This window comes from Pseudomonas sp. KH_040 (assembly GCF_057839305.1).
Genome location: NZ_CM174487.1, coordinates 4,114,220 through 4,133,227, shown reverse-complemented (window position 1 = coordinate 4,133,227; position 19,008 = coordinate 4,114,220). Strand labels below are relative to the sequence as shown.

Annotated in this window: 18 protein-coding genes; 6 read left to right on the top strand and 12 right to left on the bottom strand. The window is 59.7% G+C overall.

The genetic code is table 11. The annotated features are described in order from the left end of the window. On the bottom strand, positions 1-855 hold the full coding sequence (locus tag AC3IUF_RS18295; protein ID WP_007915089.1) for a tyrosinase family protein: 855 nt from the start codon (positions 853-855) through the stop codon (positions 1-3). Positions 856-980: 125 nt separating this feature from the next. After that, entirely contained in the window at positions 981-1,844 is an 864-nt protein-coding gene (locus AC3IUF_RS18290) for an MBL fold metallo-hydrolase (protein WP_095113618.1), read from the bottom strand. Between the two features lie 91 nt (positions 1,845-1,935). Between AC3IUF_RS18290 and AC3IUF_RS18285 the strand changes: the two genes are divergently transcribed. From AC3IUF_RS18285 to AC3IUF_RS18275, 3 genes are all read left to right on the top strand, one after another. Then, positions 1,936-2,277, top strand: a complete 342-nt coding sequence (locus AC3IUF_RS18285) for an ArsR/SmtB family transcription factor (RefSeq protein WP_007915092.1) — start codon at positions 1,936-1,938, stop codon at positions 2,275-2,277. A gap of 79 nt (positions 2,278-2,356) precedes the next feature. Next, positions 2,357-3,601 (top strand): NAD(P)/FAD-dependent oxidoreductase, encoded by a 1,245-nt coding sequence (locus AC3IUF_RS18280; RefSeq protein WP_489278901.1) that lies wholly within the window; start codon positions 2,357-2,359, stop codon positions 3,599-3,601. Between the two features lie 9 nt (positions 3,602-3,610). Beyond that, positions 3,611-4,411 (top strand): sulfite exporter TauE/SafE family protein, encoded by an 801-nt coding sequence (locus AC3IUF_RS18275; protein ID WP_007915096.1) that lies wholly within the window; start codon positions 3,611-3,613, stop codon positions 4,409-4,411. 116 nt (positions 4,412-4,527) lie between these two features. Here the strand turns inward: AC3IUF_RS18275 and AC3IUF_RS18270 are convergent, their stop codons facing one another. The 6 genes from AC3IUF_RS18270 to AC3IUF_RS18245 form a co-directional block, all read right to left on the bottom strand. Next, a complete protein-coding gene (locus tag AC3IUF_RS18270) occupies positions 4,528-5,808 on the bottom strand; it encodes a TRAP transporter large permease (protein WP_007915098.1) in 1,281 nt (426 codons plus the stop codon). Further along, a complete protein-coding gene (locus AC3IUF_RS18265) occupies positions 5,808-6,335 on the bottom strand; it encodes a TRAP transporter small permease (protein ID WP_007915101.1) in 528 nt (175 codons plus the stop codon). Before AC3IUF_RS18265 ends, AC3IUF_RS18270 begins: the two co-directional genes overlap by 1 nt. A gap of 76 nt (positions 6,336-6,411) precedes the next feature. Further along, complete coding sequence (locus AC3IUF_RS18260) at positions 6,412-7,383, bottom strand: TRAP transporter substrate-binding protein (protein ID WP_007915104.1); 972 nt, start codon at positions 7,381-7,383, stop codon at positions 6,412-6,414. Positions 7,384-7,447: 64 nt separating this feature from the next. Continuing rightward, positions 7,448-8,341 carry an SMP-30/gluconolactonase/LRE family protein gene (locus AC3IUF_RS18255; protein WP_489281677.1) on the bottom strand — a complete coding sequence of 298 codons (894 nt, stop codon included), beginning with the start codon at positions 8,339-8,341 and terminating at the stop codon, positions 7,448-7,450. Positions 8,342-8,371: 30 nt separating this feature from the next. Beyond that, the gene (locus tag AC3IUF_RS18250) at positions 8,372-9,196 is read right to left on the bottom strand and encodes an NAD-dependent epimerase/dehydratase family protein (RefSeq protein ID WP_489278899.1); all 825 of its coding nucleotides are present in this window, start codon (positions 9,194-9,196) and stop codon (positions 8,372-8,374) included. Between the two features lie 416 nt (positions 9,197-9,612). Then, entirely contained in the window at positions 9,613-10,908 is a 1,296-nt protein-coding gene (locus AC3IUF_RS18245) for an OprD family porin (protein WP_489278898.1), read from the bottom strand. Positions 10,909-11,224: 316 nt separating this feature from the next. On the opposite strand from AC3IUF_RS18245, the gene AC3IUF_RS18240 reads away from it, so the two are divergent. Beyond that, on the top strand, positions 11,225-12,880 hold the full coding sequence (locus tag AC3IUF_RS18240; RefSeq protein ID WP_007915115.1) for an MFS transporter: 1,656 nt from the start codon (positions 11,225-11,227) through the stop codon (positions 12,878-12,880). Further along, positions 12,877-14,019, top strand: coding sequence for an HlyD family secretion protein (locus tag AC3IUF_RS18235; RefSeq protein ID WP_007915117.1), 1,143 nt, complete (start codon positions 12,877-12,879; stop codon positions 14,017-14,019). Before AC3IUF_RS18240 ends, AC3IUF_RS18235 begins: the two co-directional genes overlap by 4 nt. A gap of 116 nt (positions 14,020-14,135) precedes the next feature. On the opposite strand, the gene copD is transcribed toward AC3IUF_RS18235, so the two are convergent. Both copD and copC read right to left on the bottom strand, forming a co-directional pair. Further along, positions 14,136-14,993 carry a copper homeostasis membrane protein CopD gene (gene copD / locus AC3IUF_RS18230; protein ID WP_489278896.1) on the bottom strand — a complete coding sequence of 286 codons (858 nt, stop codon included), beginning with the start codon at positions 14,991-14,993 and terminating at the stop codon, positions 14,136-14,138. Positions 14,994-14,996: 3 nt separating this feature from the next. Further along, complete coding sequence (gene copC, locus AC3IUF_RS18225; RefSeq protein WP_134176650.1) at positions 14,997-15,359, bottom strand: copper homeostasis periplasmic binding protein CopC; 363 nt, start codon at positions 15,357-15,359, stop codon at positions 14,997-14,999. A 139-nt stretch (positions 15,360-15,498) separates the two neighbouring features. Between copC and AC3IUF_RS18220 the strand changes: the two genes are divergently transcribed. Further along, positions 15,499-16,119: a TetR/AcrR family transcriptional regulator gene (locus AC3IUF_RS18220; protein WP_007919317.1), complete on the top strand. Its 621-nt coding sequence runs from the start codon at positions 15,499-15,501 to the stop codon at positions 16,117-16,119. A 229-nt stretch (positions 16,120-16,348) separates the two neighbouring features. On the opposite strand, the gene preA is transcribed toward AC3IUF_RS18220, so the two are convergent. Both preA and AC3IUF_RS18210 read right to left on the bottom strand, forming a co-directional pair. Beyond that, positions 16,349-17,623 carry an NAD-dependent dihydropyrimidine dehydrogenase subunit PreA gene (preA, locus tag AC3IUF_RS18215; protein ID WP_007918798.1) on the bottom strand — a complete coding sequence of 425 codons (1,275 nt, stop codon included), beginning with the start codon at positions 17,621-17,623 and terminating at the stop codon, positions 16,349-16,351. Further along, on the bottom strand, positions 17,624-18,991 hold the full coding sequence (locus AC3IUF_RS18210; protein WP_489278893.1) for an NAD(P)-dependent oxidoreductase: 1,368 nt from the start codon (positions 18,989-18,991) through the stop codon (positions 17,624-17,626). It lies immediately after the preceding gene. Positions 18,992-19,008 lie beyond the last annotated feature (17 nt).

Sequence of the window (19,008 nt, the reverse complement as noted above, 5' to 3'; positions counted from 1 at the left end):
TCAGATGTAGTCATATCGGTAATCGAGTTCCGCGGTATAGAGGGTTTGTTGGACGGTAAAGGTTTGCTCCCAGGGCGCCAGTTCATTGGCCGGATGAAATACCAGCACGGTTTCGTTGGTGGCCGAGCCAGCCTCATTGGTAAAGCCTGGGGTTCCAGCATGCTGATGTTTCCAGCGCTCCCACAGCAAGTCGAGGTAGCAGTGGTGCAGGAAGAATATCGGATCGTTGGGTGAGGAGGCTTGTGCCATGCTGCCGCCAATCCAGGCATGTACCGGATTGTGCAAAAGGCTTTCCGAAATGTTTTCCCAGCCGCTTTCATTCATCCAGTAAGGCGTTCTGTTCAGGGCCGAAATAACATCCAGCGGGGTGGGCAGTGCGCCGCTTGCCCCCAGATTTCGACGAATGCCGGTGTTGCCAACGCCCTCGTCCCAGACCCTGACATCGAATTGCGAGTGCTCCCTGGAAAACGCGCCGCTGGTGACACGCTGATCTTGCAGGTTGTCACCGTTTGACCCCATGAAGTCCGAGGTGAAGGGGTTGTCCGCTCCGGTCAGTTGCCAGTTCCAGTAGGGCAGGGTGATGGTCGTGTCACTGGCGGCGGACTGCAGGGCCAGTTCGAACTGGCGAATCAGAACTCGATGCCACGGATAGAACAGCGGACTCAGATGCGGATTGGGTACCAGCGGATTGCCCCGGCCCATCGAATTCTTGTGGATCTGCACAAAGTCATCGTAGCGGCTCTGCTGTCCGGGGCGCAGGACGCTGTCGACGTTGTTTTTCAGCCTCAGGATGGCATCGATGAATGCGGATTTCTGTTGCGCGGTCATGTCACGGTGATTACGACGAATATCCATATTGCGAAAACTCCATTGAATGTTTGCCCAATGGAGTCTGCTCGCTTACAGGATTTTCACCAGTTCATCACTGTCGCCAGTGTTCGTAGGAAAAATAATCCTGCAATGGGGCGGGTGGTTTTTTCCTATAGGGAATTGAGCGGAATCTTCAGGTAAACCACACCGTTTTCCTCCGCCGGTGGCAAATTCCCCGCTCTCACATTGACCTGAATCGCTGGCAGCAGCAGCGTCGGCATGCCCAGCCCGGCGTCACGTTTGGTGCGCATCTCGACGAACGCCGCTTCATCGATCCCGTCATGCACATGAATATTGCCTTTGCGCTGCTCACCGACGGTGGTCTGGCATTGTGAGGCGCGTCCCTCGGGCGGGTAATCGTGGCAAACGTAGAGTTTCACACTGGCGGGGAAGGCCAGCAGTTTGTGAATCGAATTGAACAGCTGATGAGCGTTGCCGCCGGGAAAGTCGCAACGCGCGGTGCCGACATCCGGCATGAACAGGGTGTCGCCTACCAAAATCTGCTCGCCATCGATCAGATAGGCCATGTCAGCCGGTGTATGCCCCGGCACATGCAGGGCAGTGGCTTTGAGATTGCCGATCCGGAATGACTCGTTCGGCGCAAACAGGTGATCGAACTGCGAGCCGTCGACGCAGAACTCCGGCTCCAGATTGAACAGCGCCTTGAACACGTTCTGCACTTTGCTGATCGATTCGCCAATGGCGATTTTCCCGCCCAGTTCCCGGCGCAGATACGGCGCGGCGGACAGGTGATCGGCGTGGGCGTGGGTTTCCAGCAGCCACTGCACTTGCAGGTTGTGGGCGCGAACGAAGGCGATGATTTTGTCGGCCTGGGCGGTGCAGGTGCGCCCGGCGGCGCCGTCGTAATCGAGCACCGGATCGACGATTGCACATTGCCCGCCGTCGGCTTCATAGACCACATAGCTGTAGGTCGAGGAGGCGGGGTCGAGGAAAGCTTCAATCTGCGCGGGCATGGACACCAACCTGAACGAGGAAAATGGGTTGCAACACTTTATCTAAAAACATAATGTTCGCAGCTTAAGTGACCTTGAAGGCATCGTGCAAATGCAATCCAGTCTGACCGAATGTGAAGTCGCCCAACTGCGCGCTTCGGCCTCCAAGGCCTGCGCCTTGCTCAAGGCCATGGCCAATGAGGATCGCCTGCTGATCCTCTGTCAACTGACCCAGGGCGAACGCAATGTCGGCGAACTGGAAAAGATGACCGGTGTGCGCCAGCCGACGCTGTCGCAGCAACTGGGCATCCTGCGCGATGAAGGGCTGGTCGCGACCCGTCGTGAGGGCAAATACATTTTCTACGGCCTCGCCAGTCCGGAAGTCATTCAGGTCATGAAAACGCTCTCCGGACTGTATTGCGGGGCAGTGCTGAAAAGTCTCGGCCATCAATAAATGCCAGCCAACACACAACCCCTACAATGGATTTGTGTGAAGGCTGAGAAATCCTTGCGTGCAGCAAAAGGAACAAGCAATGAACGATCAACACTGGGGCCCATCCATCAGTGCGGACATCGTGGTCATCGGCGGCGGTACGGCCGGTATCGGTTTCGTCGCCAGTCTGCTCAAACGTGATCCGGCTCTGAAAGTTACCGTGATCGAACCCAGCGCCCAGCATTACTATCAACCGGCGTGGACGCGGGTCGGCGGTGGTGCCTACGACGTCAAAGACACCGCACGGCCGATGAACAAGGTCATGCCAAAGCAAGCGAACTGGCTGCAAGCGGCAGTCACCGCGATCGACCCGGACAAACGCCAACTCACCCTCAATGATCAACGTACCGTCAGCTATCAGAACCTGATTGTCTGCCCCGGCCTGCGTCTGGCCTGGGAGAAAATCGAAGGTTTGCAGGAAAGCCTCGGCCAGCACGGCGTCACCTCCAATTACAGCTATCAGCATGCGCAGTACACCTGGGATCAGGTGCAGAAACTGCGCGGCGGCAAAGCGCTGTTCACCCAACCGGCGATGCCGATCAAATGCGCCGGCGCGCCGCAAAAGGCGCTGTACCTGTCCTGCGATCACTGGCGTAAAAACGGTGCGCTGAACAATATCAATGTCGAATTCAACCTGGCCGGCGCCGCGCTGTTCGGTGTGGCGACGTTTGTTCCGCCGTTGATGAAGTACATCGAAAAGTACAACGCGCAGTTGGCGTTCAATTCGAATCTGGTCAAGGTCGACGGCCCGGCGAAAACCGCGTGGTTCGAGATCAAGGATGCCGATGGCAATGTCATCCGCGAGGCGAAAACCTTCGATCTGCTGCACGTCGTGCCGCCGCAGGTTTCGCCGGATTTCATCGCACAAAGCGCGTTGGCCGACGCCGCCGGCTGGTGCGAAGTCAACCCGCACAGCCTTCAGCATCCGCGCTATCCCGAGGTATTCGCACTCGGTGATATCTGCGGCACCAGTAACGCGAAAACCGCAGCTGCCGTGCGCAAGCAAGTCGTTGTGGTCGCGGAAAACCTGCGGGCCCTGCGCAAACAACAACCGCTGCCGCTGAAGTACGACGGCTATGGTTCCTGCCCGCTGACGGTGGAGAAGGGCAAGGTGATCCTCGCCGAGTTCGGTTATGCCGGCAAGTTGCTACCGACTTTTCCACTGGATCCGACCGTGGCGCGACGTTCGGCATGGTTTCTCAAGGCAACCTTGCTGCCGTGGTTCTACTGGAACGGCATGCTCAAAGGCCGCGAGTGGCTGACTGGTCTGTCCAAGGTTGACTGAGAAAACCCTATGTTGCTGGCAAGTCTGTTTGGCGTGGTGATGGGGTTGGTCCTTGGCTTGACCGGGGCCGGCGGCGGGATTCTTGCGGTGCCGGCACTGGTGCTCGGGCTTGGCTGGACGATGACGCAAGCGGCGCCGGTGGCGCTGTTTGCGGTCGGCAGTGCGGCGGCGGTCGGTGCCATCGACGGCCTGCGTCATGGCCTGGTGCGCTATCGCGCGGCGTTGTTGATTGCGGCGTTGGGTGCGGTGTTCTCGCCGTTGGGAATCTACTTCGCGCACCAGTTGCCGGAGAAAATCCTGATGATCCTGTTCAGTCTGCTGATGGTCATGGTGGCCTGGCGCATGCTGCGCCGCGAGCGTCAGCAGGAGGGGCCGAGCGATCACGGTCACGCCAGCTGGGGTCAGAAAAATTGCATGCTCAATGAACAAACCGGGCGCTTCGACTGGACCGCTAAATGCACTGCTACGTTGGCGGCACTGGGCGCAATTACCGGCGTGGTGTCCGGATTGCTCGGTGTCGGCGGCGGCTTTTTGATCGTGCCGGCGTTCAAGCAACTAACCGATGTGCAAATGCGCGGGATTGTCGCCACATCGTTGATGGTGATCAGCCTGATTTCGGCGATTGGCGTGATCGGCTCGTTCCACGCCGGTGTGCGGATTGACGGGCAGGGCGCGGCGTTCATCGTCGCCAGCATTGTCGGCATGATCATCGGGCGCAAGCTCTGTGCACGGGTGCCGGCGCGGGCGTTGCAGGTGGGATTTGCCAGTGTCTGTCTGGTGGTGGCGGGGTATATGTTGTTGCGGGCGTGAGTATTGGAAGATCAAAAGATCGTCCGATCGCGGCCCGAGCCTTCGGCAGCTCCTACAGGGATTGCGTTTCCCTGTAGGAGCTGTCGAGTGAAACGAGGCTGCGATCTTTCAGGTTGTTACAACACCAAGTGCGGCAACCACAGCGAAATTGCCGGCACGTAAGTCACCAGCATCAACACCAGGAACAGCACGGCATAGAACGGCAGCAGCGCTTTCACGGTGCTCTCGATACTGACCTTGCCCACCGCCGAACCGACAAACAGCACGGCACCCACCGGCGGCGTTATCAATCCGATCCCCAGGTTCACCAGCATGATCATGCCGAACTGCACCGGATCGACGCCGATGCCGAGAATCACCGGCATCAGGATTGGCGTCAGGATCAGGATCAGCGGCGCCATGTCCATCACCGTGCCGAGCAACAGCAGCATGACGTTGATGCACATCAGGATCACGTAGCGGTTGTCCGACAGGGTCAGGAACAGCGTGGTGATCTTCGCCGGGATCTGCATCAGGGTCATGATGTAGCCGAAGCTCGCGGCGAAACCGATCAGGATCATCACGATCGAAATCGTCCGCACTGTGCGGTGCATCAGTTTCGGCAGTTCGCGCCACTTGTAGTCGCGGTAGATGAACATGGTGACGAAGAACGACCACAGCACGGCGATGGCCGCCGATTCGGTAGCGGTGAAGATGCCGGACAGGATGCCGCCGAGGATGATCACCATCGCCATCAGGCCCCAGAGGGCTTCGCCGACGATTTTCAACGCCTGGCGCATCGGGATCACTTCACCTTTGGGATAATCGCGTTTTCTCGCGAAAATCAGGCATAGCACCATCAGGCAGGCACTCATCAGCAAGCCCGGCACGATGCCCGCCATGAACAGCGAGGCAATCGAAACCGTGCCGCCGGCGGCCAGGGAGTAAAGCACCGAGTTATGGCTGGGCGGGGTCAGCAGCGCTTGCACCGAACCGCTGACAGTCACGGCGGTGGAGAAATCCCGTGGATAGCCCTTGCGTTCCATTTCCGGAATCAGCACCGAACCCACCGACGCGGTGTCGGCCACCGACGAACCGGAGATCGCGCCGAAAAAGGTCGAGGCGACAATGTTGACCAGTGACAGACCGCCGCGGACAAAACCCACCAGCACCCCGGCACACGCCACCAATCGACGCGACATGCCGCCCTCGGCCATGATCGCCCCGGCCAGGACGAAGAACGGAATGGCCAGCAGCGAGAATTTGTTCACCCCCGAAGCGACCTGGATCATTACCGCCTGGAACGGAATGTCGATCCACCATGCACCGATCAGGGCGGCCGCGCCGAGCGCGTAGGCGACCGGCATGCCGATCAGGATCAATACGATAAAACTGCCCAGCAGAATCAGAGCGTCCATTAAGCGGCACCTTCACTTTCTTCAACCAGATCGAACTGCACGACCCGCCGTTTGCTCTGGTCACCGAGCAAGAGTTTTTCCAGCACGAAAACCAGCGTCAGCAAGCCGCCCACAGGAATTGGCAGATAGGTCACGCCAACGCGCAGATCGGGCAGGGCTGCCATGAACTGGTTCCAGGTGGACATGCACAGCTTGGCGCCCCAGATCGTCATGAAGATGCAGATCGCCGCCATGAGCAGCTGTGAAAATATCGCCGCTGCAGATCTCAGTTGTGGAGGCATGCGATCGGTGAGCATGGCCACGGCCATGTGCGCGCCGGCGCGGTAACTGGCGGCGGCACCGATGAAGGTAAACACCATCATCAACAGGATCGCCGTGGGCTCGGGCCAGCTCGAACCGGTGCCCAGCACGTAGCGGGCGAACACGCCCCAGGGAATCATCAGGGAAATCGCCAGGACGGAAAGGCCGGCGACCCAGATGCACGTCATGTAGATCTTGTCGTTGATACGCAGCAGTAGATTCTTCATCGGGTTCCACCGTAACCGGGTGCGCCGCAGTCATCGGGCGCACCGGGCCTTGTTCATGAGGACGGAGCGGGAGGCGTTACTGAACGGCTTCGATTTTCTTGATCAGGTCGGCATACTTCGCGCCGTACTTTTCCCGCACCGGCGCGGTGGCGTCGTAGAAGGGTTTTTTGTCGACCTCGATGAATTCGACGCCGGCGGCCTTGAGTTTTTCTTCACTGGCAGCGGACTTCTTGTCCCACAGCACGCGCTCTTCGGCCTGGGCAGCCTTGGCGGCAGTCTTGACCAGCGCCTGTTGATCCGGAGTCAGTTTTTCCCAGGTGATTTTCGACATCACGATCGGCTCTGGCAGGATCAGGTGGCCCGTGAGGCTGTAGTACTTCGCATTCTGGAAGTGGTTGTGTTCGAGCAGGGTTGGCGGGTTGTTTTCCGCGCCGTCGATCACGCCGGTCTGCAGGGCACTGAAGATCTCGCCAGTGTCCATGGCGATGCCGTTACCGCCCATGGCGTTCATCATGTCGATGAACATCGGGTTGCCTTGCACGCGGATTTTCATGCCCTTGAGGTCTTCGAGCTTGCGCACCGGTTTCTTGGTGTAGACGTTGCGCGTGCCGCCGTCCATCCAGGCCAGGGCCACCAGGCCGAACTCAGAGTTGGTGATTTTGTCGAGGATCTCGTCGCCCACTGCGCCGTCGATGACGTTACGCATGTGTTGATGGTCGCGGAAGATGAACGGCATGTTGAACACGTTCACGTCCGGGACCACGGGGCCGACGATACCCAGGCTGACGCGAGACAGCTGTACGGCGCCGACTTGCATCTGCTCGATGACTTCTTTTTCGGAGCCCAGCACACCGCCGGGGAAGTATTGGAAGGTCAGTTCGCCGTTGGTCTCCTTGGTCAGCGTCTTGCCCATGTTTTCTTCGGCCACCACGGTTGGATAACCGGCGGGGTGAATGTCAGCGAATTTGAGTTGCAGGGCCTGAGCGGCGCCAGTGAAGGTAACCATCAGCGGGAGTGCAGCGGCCAGCAAGGTGCGTTTGAAGTTCATGGGGGTGAGTCTCCAGTCTTGTTATTTTTGTGTTCAAGGCGCAGCGGTGCAGTACAAGCGGGTATTACAGGGAATCGTTGAACAGCGGCTCCGGCAGGCCTTTGACGTTGGGGTTGAGGGCGAAAACGCCGCCGGCCAGGGATTGCGGATCGTGGTCATCGCCGGGACGAATCGAGGTGACGAAGAGGGTGTCCATGCGGCTGCCGCCGAAGGCACACATCGTCGGTTTCTTCACCGGCACTTCCAGCGAGAAATCAAGACGACCGTCCGGGGCAAAGCGGTGGATGAGGCCGGCATCGTTGGCGCAGATCCAGTAGAAACCTTCGGCGTCCACGGCGGCTCCATCGGGACGGCCGGGAAAGTGGTTCATGTCGACGAAGACGCGGCGGTTCGACGGTGTGCCGGTCTCGGTGTCGTAATCGAACGCCCAGATCAGTTGTACGTCGGGATGCGAATCTGACAGGTACATGGTCTTGCCGTCAGGGCTGAAACCGAGGCCGTTGGGCACGATGAAACCGTCGAGCTGCGTTTCGATGACGCCAGACTGCCCGGCACCGTAGCGGTAGAGCCGGCCTTCGGGCGCGTTCAGGCCCATGTTCAGCACCATGCTGCCGGCCCAGAAGCGGCCCTGACGGTCGCAACGACCATCGTTCAGGCGCATGTCGTCACGGTTGTGCTCGACACTCGCGAGCAGCTCGCTGTCGAGGCTGCCGTCGCTGTGCGGGTGCAGATGGAAGAAGCCGCTTTCCATGCCGGCGACCCAGCCGCCACGGCTGTGGCGCGCGATGCAGGCGAGCATCTGCGGGGTTTTCCAGGCATGCACATGGCCGGTCTCGGCGCTCCAGCGTTGCAGCCCGCCGTTGGCAATATCCACCCAGTACAGTGCGTTTTCCTCTGCCACCCAGACCGGGCTTTCGCCCACGGCGTTGCGCGCATCGACGATCAAATCGGCTTGCATACTCATTCCCTTGCGTCGTTGTCAGAGTGATCAGCCGCCGAACGGACCTGCGGCGACAAACGCGCCGCCCTGATAGATCCGCGCCGGATCATCGGCGGCCGGCATTGGCTGCGCTTCGACCTTTTCGCGGAACACCTCGGAGCTGTCCTTCGCGGCAAAACCGAGGTGGCTGGCGAATTTGTTGTCCCACCAGACGTCCTTGTTGGCGGACATGCCGTAGACCACGGTGTGGCCGACATTCGGTGTGTACAGCGCGCGTTCGAGCAATTGCGTGAGGTCGTCGAAGCTCAGCCAGGTGTGCATCATTCGACGGTTTTGCGGCTCGGGGAACGAGGAGCCGATGCGGATGCTCACGGTCTCGATGCCGTAGCGATCGAAATAGAAACTGGCCATGTCTTCGCCGTAGGACTTGGACAAACCGTAGTAGCCGTCGGGGCGGCGCGCGGAACTGGCGTCGAGTGGTTCATCCTGTTTGTAGAAGCCGATGACGTGGTTGGAACTGGCGAAGATCACCCGCTTGACGCCATGCCGGCGCGCGGCTTCATAGATGTGAAACACACCGCAGATGTTGGCGCCGAGGATTTCTTCGAAGGGCCGCTCGACGGAGACACCGCCAAAATGCAGGATCGCATCGACGCCTTCGACCAGTTGGTGCACGGCGTGTTTGTCGGCCAGATCGCAGACCACGATTTCTTCACGATCATCGATGGCCGGGGTGAGGGCGGCGATGTCCGACAGGCGCAGGACATTGGCATAAGGGCGCATCCGTTCGCGCAGGACTTTGCCCAGGCCACCGGCGGCGCCGGTCAGCAGCAGACGGTTGAACGGGGCGCGGGGAGTAGAGGTAGACGTCATGGCAATCCCTTACACGTTGTTATTAGGTTTGTTGTAGGTTGTCGTATGACTGCGCTGAAGTATCGGTAGGGTTTCCGGAACTTGTCAACGCGACTTTTGGTGTAAATGACGGAAGGGGCTCATTCACTTTTCAATCACCGCGACTCCTTCGTTGCAATGCAATCTCCTTGTGGGAGCGAGCCTGCTCGCGAAAGCGGTGTGTCAATTAACATCAATGGTGAATCTGCCGCCGCCATCGCTGGCAAGCCAGCTCCCACAGGTATCAGCGTTGTTTTCAATTACCGCATTCACCACAAAATCCTGTGGGAGCTGGCTTGCCAGCGATGAGGCCGGTCCAGGTAACTCTTGTATCGACTGACACGCCGCCTTCGCGAGCGGGCTCGCTCCCACAGGGAAATCCGGTGTGGCGACTGGCTTTACAACAACGAAATCGGATAACTGATAAAGATCCGGTTCTCGTCAAACTCGTTGGTGCTGAAGTCCCGGCGAATCGTCGCGTTGCGCCATTTCACGTTGAGGTTTTTCAACGGGCCGCTCTGCACGGTGTAGGCCAGTTCCGACTCGCGGCCCCATTCCTTGCCGTCATTGGTGGTGGCGGTGTGTACGTTGTCGCCGCTGATGTAGCGGTTCATCAGGGTCAGACCGGGAACGCCAAGGGCGACGAAGTTGTAGTCGTGGCGCAGCTGCCAAGAGCGTTCCTTGGCGTTGTCGTAGCTGGCGTTGTAACTGTCGTTGGCGAGGGTGCCGCCGCTGGTGCCGTTGACCCGCATCCACGCGTCGTCGCCGCTGAGCTTTTGCAGGCCGACATAGAAGGTGTTGCCGCCGTAGCGGGCCGAAAGCAGGGCGAACGCGGTTTTGTTGTCGAGGTCGCCGGCCTGAGCGCTGCCGTCCTCCTTGCCGGTGAAGAAACCGAGGTTGGCGCCCAGCGTCCAGTCGCCCAACGGCTGGCTGTGGCTGAGGTTGAAATACTGCTGCTGGTAGATGTCCGTGAGTTCGGCGTACCAGACACCGACCTGCGTGCGCTTGTCGTTGAAGCTGTACTCGCCGCCACCAAAGTTGAAGCGGTCGGAAGTGAACGCGCCGCGGCCGTTCATCGACATGTCTTCCATGCTCGCGTCGTTGCGCGGGCTGTTGCCACGGAACTGGCCACCGTAGACAGTCAGGCCATTGATCTCGGTGGAGGTGATCTGGCCGCCGCGAAAGGTCTGCGGCAGCGAGCGGCCATCGTCGGAGCGCAGGATCGGCAGCACCGGCATCCACTCGCCGACCTTCAATTCGGTCTTCGATACCTTGGCTTTCAGCGCTACGCCGAGGCGGCCGAAGTTGTCGGCCGGGCGTCCGTCATCGTGGATCGGTAACAGTTGCGTGCCGCCCGTGCCTTTGCCGCCATCGAGCTTCTGCGAATACATTCCCAGCACATCGAGGCCGAACCCCACAGTGCCCTGGGTGAAGCCGGATTTGGCATCGAGGATGAAGTTTTGCGTCCACTCCTCAGCCTTGCCTTGCGGGTAGGCCGGGTTGACGAAGTTGCGGTTGAAGTAGGCATTGCGCAGGTTCAGCGTGGCTTTGCTGTCTTCGAGAAAGCCTTCGGCATCGGCGCTCATCGGTAAGGCCAAGGCAAGGCTGCTGCAGCCGATCAGGCCGAGGGTGGAACGCGGGCGAAGCGTGGCAAAGCGGGAAGGGCGGACGGAACTGCAGACGAGTGTGCTCACTGTGACGCTCCCTGTTTCGTTTGTTGTTTTTATTATTTGTCATACGTCGTCGTACAACATGGGTGCGGATATTTCCTAGGTTTTACGGGAATGTCAACAGCAAGTTATACGATGACTTGCCGTCGCGACGCAGATCACTTTGTAGGAGCTGCGGAACGCTGCGATCTTTTGATCTGGCTTTTTAAAAAAAACAGGATCAAAAGATCGCAGCCTCGTTTCACTCGACAGCTCCTACAAGTATCTGTGTTGTCCATGGGATGTGTGTTGCCGGTGAATTTGCGGCAAACTTCACCCACCTTCCGCACAAGGCCTTGCAATGGATCAATACGCCCCGCGCAACTGGCAGCCCCACGAAAAGCCCAGTCTGCCCGGTTCCCCCTCAACGCCGTTGCATTCCAATCCCAAGCGCCTGGCCTATGCGCTGGTCGGTGTGCTGGTGGCGGTCACCGGTGGGTTGGGCAACTCGCTGGTGGTGGCCAACCTGCCTTACCTGCAAGGTGCGCTCGGCGCGACCACCGCGGAAATGGCCTGGCTGCCGGCAGCGTTCGTGATGACCAATGTGTCGATGAACCTGCTGCTGGTGAAGTTTCGCCAGCAGTTCGGGTTGCGTGCGTTCACCGAAGTGTTCCTGGTGTTGTATGCGCTGGTGACCTTCGGCCATTTGTTCGTCAATGACCTCAATTCGGCGGTGGCGGTGCGCGCGGCCCACGGCATGGTCGGCGCAGCGCTGAGTTCGCTGGGTCTGTATTACATGGTTCAGGCGTTCCCGGCGAAGTGGCGGATGAAGGCGCTGGTGCTCGGCCTCGGCACCTCGCAACTGGCCTTGCCGCTGGCGCGGTTGTTCTCCGAAGACTTGCTGCAGATTGCCGAATGGCGAGGTTTGTACCTGTTCGAATTGGGCATGGCGCTGCTCTCGCTGGGCTGTGTATTGATGCTCAAGTTGCCGCCGGGCGACCGCTTCAAAACCTTTGAAAAACTCGACTTTCTCACCTTTGCCATTCTCGCCACTGGCGTGGCGTTGCTGTGTGCGGTGTTGTCGCTCGGGCGGATCGATTGGTGGCTGGAGGCCGACTGGATCGGCTATGCGTTGGCTGCTTCGATTGCCTTGATCATCGCCGGTCTGGCCATCGAACATAACCGCAGCAACCCGCTGCTGATGACCCGCTGGCTGGGCAGCGGGACGATGATCCGCCTGGCGCTGGCGGTGACCCTGATTCGCATGGTCACCTCGGAGCAGTCCACCGGTGCGGTGGGTTTCATGCAGAACCTGAACATGGGCTATGAGCAGTTGCACAGCCTGTACGTGGTGATGCTGATCGGCAGTGTTGCGGGACTGTTGACCAGCGCACTGACGATCGACCCCAAGCACCTGCTGATGCCGTTGATCATCTCGCTGGGTCTGATGGCCACCGGGTCGGTGATGGATAGTTTTTCCAACAACCTGACGCGCCCGGAAAACCTCTATTTCAGTCAATTCCTGCTGGCCTTCGGCAGCACGTTTTTCCTCGGCCCGACCATGGTTTTCGGTACTCGTAACGTGCTGACCAATCCGCGTAATCTGGTGAGCTTTTCGGTGCTGTTCGGGATCTGCAATAACCTCGGCGGCCTGCTGGGCGCGGCGCTTCTGGGCACCTTCCAGATCGTCCGGGAAAAATTTCATTCCAGTCACATCGTTGAGCACCTGACGCTGTCTGACCCGTTGGTGGCTGCACGCGTGCAGAGCGGCGGCTCGGCCTACGGTTCGCTGTTGGCCGACCCGAGTCTGCGCAACCTGGCGGGTATTCGCAGCCTGTCCAATGCCGCCACCCGTGAGGCCAACGTGCTGGCCTACAACGATGTGTTCATGCTGATCGCCGTGATTGCGGTGCTGACCATGATCTGGCTGTCCATTCGCGCGCTGTGGCTGATGAGCACCACCAAAGCCGTCGCCCCAGCGCCATCCACACCTTCGAGCGGTGCCACTTCTTCATGACCGAACCGACCACCACGACCACCAATGCCATTGCCGCCACACCTGAAGGTGTAGCGCCGCCGTCATCACCGAACACCGAGCCGCGCTCGCTGCGGGTGCGGATCATCTCTTCAATGGGCTTCGCGGCGATTGCCATCGTCGGTGTGTTGATCGTGCTGTATGCCTGGCAACTGCCGCCATTCAGCAGTGCCGTCGAGACCACCGAAAACGCCCTGATTCGCGGCCAGGTAACGATCATCGGCCCGCAACTCGCCGGTTATGTCTATGAAGTGCCGGTGCAGGATTTCCAGTACGTGAAGGCCGGGGATTTGCTGGTGCGCCTGGACGACCGCATCTATCAGCAGCGCCTCGACCAGTCGCTGGCGCAACTGGCGGTACAGAAAGCCGCATTGGCCAATGTCGTGCAGCAACGCAACAGCGCCGAGGCGACGATCAAATTGCGTCAGGCCGTACAGGCCGACAGCGAAGCGCAGTTGCGCAAGAGCGAGGCCGATCTGCGCCGTAACCAGGAATTGGTGCGCGACGGTTCGGTGTCCAAGCGTGAGATGGATGTAGCACTGGCGGCGAATGCGCAGAGTGTTGCGGGGGTGGCGCAGGCCAAGGCCAATCTGGAAATCGCCCGCCAGGATCTGCAAACGGTGATCGTCAATCGTGGCTCGCTGGAAGCGGCCGTGGCCAGCGCCGAAGCAGCGGTGCAACTGGCGCGGATCGACCTGTCGAACACGCGCATCGTTGCCCCGCGTGACGGTCAGCTCGGGCAGATCGGCGTGCGTCTCGGCGCCTACGTCAACTCCGGGGCGCAGTTGATGGCGTTGGTGCCGAACCAGAAATGGGTGATCGCCAACATGAAGGAAACCCAGATGGACAATGTGCGCGTCGGGCAACCGGTGCGCTTCACCGTCGATGCCTTGAACCACCGTAAATTCACCGGGCATGTGCAGCATATTTCGCCGGGGACTGGTTCTGAATTTGCGTTGTTGCAGGCGGATAACGCGACCGGCAACTTTGTGAAAATTGCCCAGCGGGTGCCGGTGCGGATCACCATCGATCCGGATCAACAGGAAGAGGAACGGTTGCGTCCGGGGATGTCGGTGGTGGTCAGCATCGACACTGCAGCAGGCAACACCCAACCTCACTGATCAACAGATAACCCTGTGGGAGCTGGCTTGCCAGCGATGACGTCGGCATATCCGAAATATCTGTTCCTGACACACCGCCATCGCTGGCAAGCCAGCTCCCACAGGGGGATCGTGTTTCAGGTTGTGATCATTGGCGGTAGCGTGCCGAGCAGGGATACGGCGGCTACGGCACCAATGCCGAGTAACCATTCCAGCATCACAGTGCGCCGGAGCGTGCCCATCCGCTGCTCGCAATCCTCAACCCGCAAGCGATTGAACAGCGCCAACCCTAGCATCCCCAGCACGATCAGCGCCTTGATCAACAGAATCAACGCAAACCCGCTGAACAGCGGCGTCGGCCACCACTGGCCGGTCAGCACGCGGACATTGATCAAACCGGTGATCAGCAGCCCCGCGACCAAGGCATAACCGACTCCGCTGAAGCGCCGCAAAACTTCACGCATCGGCTCCGTCGGCTGACGCAAAATCATCACCAGCAACAACAGCCCGCCCAGCCACGCCGCCACACAGATCAGATGCACGATCTGGTTGAGAATCAGCAAATGGCCGCTCACACCATCGAGCATGGCGCCATGCCCGACCGGTGCGAGGGTTGCCAGTAGCAAGGCGCTCAGGCCCAGCCGCGACGGCATGTTCGAATGCCAAGGCGTAAGCAGCAACGCCAACAGCGCGGCATTGATCAGCAGATGCCAGCGCCACACCTGACCGAAAAACGTATTGCCCAACACCAGTGCAACCGTGTCCGGATCAAACGCCGCCGCTACCGAACCGGCCATACTCGCAGTGATCAACAGCGCCCAGGCAATCCCGCTGACCAGCGCCACAACGGCCAGCCAACGCGTCAGTCGCGCCAGGTGCCGGTCCACTTGCAGCGCCTCATCCCTGAGCAGCAACGGCCTGAACAACCAGGCCCCGAACAGCATCAACACCACGATGAAATGCACAAAGCGGCACAGCACCAGCGCTTCACTCATGAATTACTGACCAACCTTGAACTGATAAGCGCCTTCGCTTTTGTGCGTATCGACCGACACCGCGTGCCATTCGACTTTGTACTCGCCAGCGGACAGCGGAGCGGCGGGGGTGACGATCAGGGTTTTCTTGTCGCCTTCGGTGGTCAGTGGCTTGATCGCGACCGCTGCGCCATCCTTGGTCACGGTGACTTTGGTGAAACTGGCTTCGACGCCTTCAGAAAAGGTCAGGCGCAAATCGGCGGGAGCGGCGACTGTGCTATCGGCGGCCGGGGTCTGGCTTTTCAGGTGGGCGTGGGCAAATACCGAAGATGCGGCAAACAGCGAAGCGAGCAGGGCAGTGGTGGTCAGGACGTTCTTGAACAGCATCGCGAATACCTCTGAGGCAGGATTGAAGAAGCGTCAGTTTAGCCATCCGCTCACGCCAGCACGAAGTTTTGTTTGCAGCGGTCGCCCGCGGACCAGAGCGGATGCTAGTCTTGGGCAACGCTGTTGTCAGGGAGCCCTCATGGGCAATCACAAGATCGAGATTCGTCGCAACAACGTCGAGAAAATTCTCCTCGCGGCGGAAAAAGTCTTCGCCGAAAAAGGCTTTGGCGGCACGGCCATGGCCGACATCGCGGCTGAAGTGCAACTGCCGCGATCCAACCTGCATTACTACTTCAGCACCAAGAGCGAGCTGTACAGCGCGGTGCTGTTCGACCTGCTGGAAGTGTGGAAGCAAGACGCACTGTGCTTCGAGATGTTTGATGATCCGCGCGTGGTGCTGAGCAGCTACATCCGCGCCAAGATGAACCACTCGCGCAGCCGGCCGTACGGTTCGAAAGTCTGGGCCAATGAGATCATCCACGGCGCGCCAACGTTGGGTGAGGCGCTGGATGTCAGCCTGTATGACTGGGCGAAGATGAAGGAAGCGAAGATTCGTCAATGGGTCGAGGACAAGCGGATTTTGCCGGTGGAGCCGTCGAGTCTGCTGTACATGATCTGGGCGTCGACTCAGCACTATGCTGACTTTGATCATCAGGTGAATATTCTGAATGAACATCAGCCGTTGTCGGACATGCAGTTTGAGCGGGCGGTGCAGACGGTGACGAGTGTGATATTGCGGGGGATCGGGTTGGAACCCTGAAAGCAAAAGCTGACCCTCACCCCAGCCCTCTCCCGGAGGGAGAGGGGGCCTACCGAGGTGTCTTGCGAGTTACATCGACCTGAAAGCCCGGTTCGATTATGGATTCAAAGCAGTTCGTGCCTATGCATGTATCGATTTTGGATTCAAAGCAAATCGTTCACGTCGGTGGATTTCTAAAATATCCCCCAATCAGTCCCCTCTCCCTTTGGGAGAGGGTTAGGGTGAGGGGCTAGACCGCAACGTGATACGGATTCCGCGGATCATGATTCCAGTCCAGAAACGGCTTGCCAGTCTCCATCGGCACCATCTCGATGCAATCCGCCACCGGGCAAGTGATCTGGCACAAGTTACAACCCACACACTCCTCATCAATCACTTCATATTTATGCGTGCCGTCCGCTTGCTTCAGACTACCGATCGCCTGGTGTGAAGTGTCCTCACAAGCAATATGGCAACGCCCGCAACCAATGCACGCCTCCTGATCAATCTTGGCAATCACCTGATAGTTGATGTCGAGGTACTTCCAGTCCGTGGTATTGCCCACCGCACGCCCGGAAAACTCGGCAATGTTGGCGTAGCCCTGACTGTCCATCCACCGCGACAGCCCGTCCTTCATCTCCTCGACAATGCGGAAACCATGCAGCATCGCCGCCGTGCACACCTGCACTGCGCCGCTGCCCAGCGCCATGAATTCCGCCGCATCACGCCAACTGCCGATGCCGCCAATGCCGCAGATCGGCAAGCCTTGGGTTTCTGGATCGCGGGCAATCTCGGCGACCATGTTCAGCGCAATCGGCTTCACCGCTGAGCCGCAATAACCGCCATGCGTGCTTTTGCTGCCGACGGTGGGCAGGGCGACCATGTGTTCCAGGTCGACGCTGGTGATCGAGTTGATCGTATTGATCAGCGACACCGCGTCCGCACCACCGCGATGGGCCGCGCGAGCGGCGACGCGGATGTCGGTGATGTTCGGCGTCAGTTTGACGATCACCGGCAGCGAGCAATAGGTCTTGCACCAGCGTGTGACTTGCTCAACGTACTCCGGCACCTGACCGACCGCCGCGCCCATACCACGCTCGGGCATGCCGTGCGGGCAGCCGAAATTCAGCTCGATGCCGTCAGCGCCCGTAGCTTCGACCAGCGGCAGGATGTGTTTCCACGACTCCTCGACGCACGGCACCATCAGCGAAACGATCAGTGCGCGATCCGGCCAGTCCTTCTTCACCTGAGTGATTTCGCGCAGGTTGATTTCCAGCGAACGGTCGGTGATCAGCTCGATATTGTTGATGCCGAGCACTTCACGGTTATTGCCGTAGTGCGCCGAATAACGCGACGACACGTTGACCGCCGCCGGATCCTCACCGAGGGTTTTCCAGACCACGCCACCCCAGCCCGCTTCAAACGCGCGGACCACGTTGTAAGCCTTGTCAGTCGGTGGCGCGGAGGCCAGCCAGAACGGATTCGGCGCTTTGATGCCAGCGAAGACAATCGACAGATCGGCCATTTACGCAGCCTCCACGTTAAGCATCAGTTGAGCGTTGATCGCCTCGGCGGCGAGTTTGCCGTGCTGCACGGCTTGCACGGTGAGGTCTTGATCGAGGCTGGTGCAATCGCCGCCGGCATACACGCCGGGGATGCTGGTGCGCAGGTTTTCATCGACCTGAATGCGCTCGCCCTGGCGCTTGAGTTCGCGGGCTAGCGGGTCGGCGAGGGCGCTGCCGTCGAAGGCCTGACCGATGGCTTTGAAGATCGCATCGGCCGCCAGCTCGAAAGTTTCGCCGGTGGTTTGCAGGCGACCGTCGACCAGATCGGTGCGGGCGAAACGCATGCCGCGCACGTGGCCCTGAGCGTCGAGCAGTACCTCTTCCGGTTGCGCCCAGGTCAGCAGGCGTACCTGATTGGCTTTGGCGATGTCTTGTTCGTGACCGGTGGCGCCCATGTCCGCCGCGCCACGCCGATACACCAGATTCACATCACGGGCACCGAGGCGGGCCATTTGCACGGCCATGTCAATTGCCGTGTTGCCAGCGCCGAGAACGATGCAGCGTTCGGCCAGTGGCAGTTGTGTGAGGTCATCGGCCTGACGCAGTTCGCGAATGTAATCGGTGGCGGCGAGCAGGCCCGGGGCATCTTCGTGGGCCAAACCGAGTTGCTTGCTGGCGTTGAGGCCGAGGCCGAGGAACACCGCGTCGAACTGCTGATGCAGTTCACTCAGGGTCAGATTCTCGCCGAGCTTGTGCCCGTGACGAATCTCGATACCACCGATCTGCAGGAGGAAATCCAGTTCTTTCTGCGCGTAATCGTCGACCAGTTTGTACTTGGCGATTCCGTATTCATTGAGGCCGCCAGCCTTCTCCCGTGCTTCGAAAATCACCACGTCGTGGCCGTGCATGGCACTGCGGTGGGCGCAGGACAAACCGGCCGGTCCGGCGCCGACCACGGCAATCCTTTTGCCGGTGGCGGCGGCGCGCTGGAACGGGTGTTCGGTGAAGTGTGCGTTGTCGACGGCATAGCGTTGCAGCAGGCCGATCAACACTGGCGCGCATTCGTGGGCGTTGTTGCGCACGCAGGCTTGTTGGCAAAGGATTTCGGTCGGACAGACTCGTGCGCAACTGCCACCGAGGATGTTAGCCGAGAGGATTTTCTGCGCCGCACCCGGAACGTTGTCCTGATGGATATTGCGGATGAACGACGGGATGTCGATCTCGCTCGGGCACGCATTCACGCACGGTGCGTCGTAGCAATACAGGCAGCGAGAGGCTTCCAGATGTGCTTGGCGATCGTTGAGCGGTGGCGCCAGATCGGTGAAATGCCCGGCGAGGGCGGTCGCGCTTTCGTGCGGGTGGGGGAGATGGTTCAGGGTCTCGATCACGGGTTTGTGCCTCACGG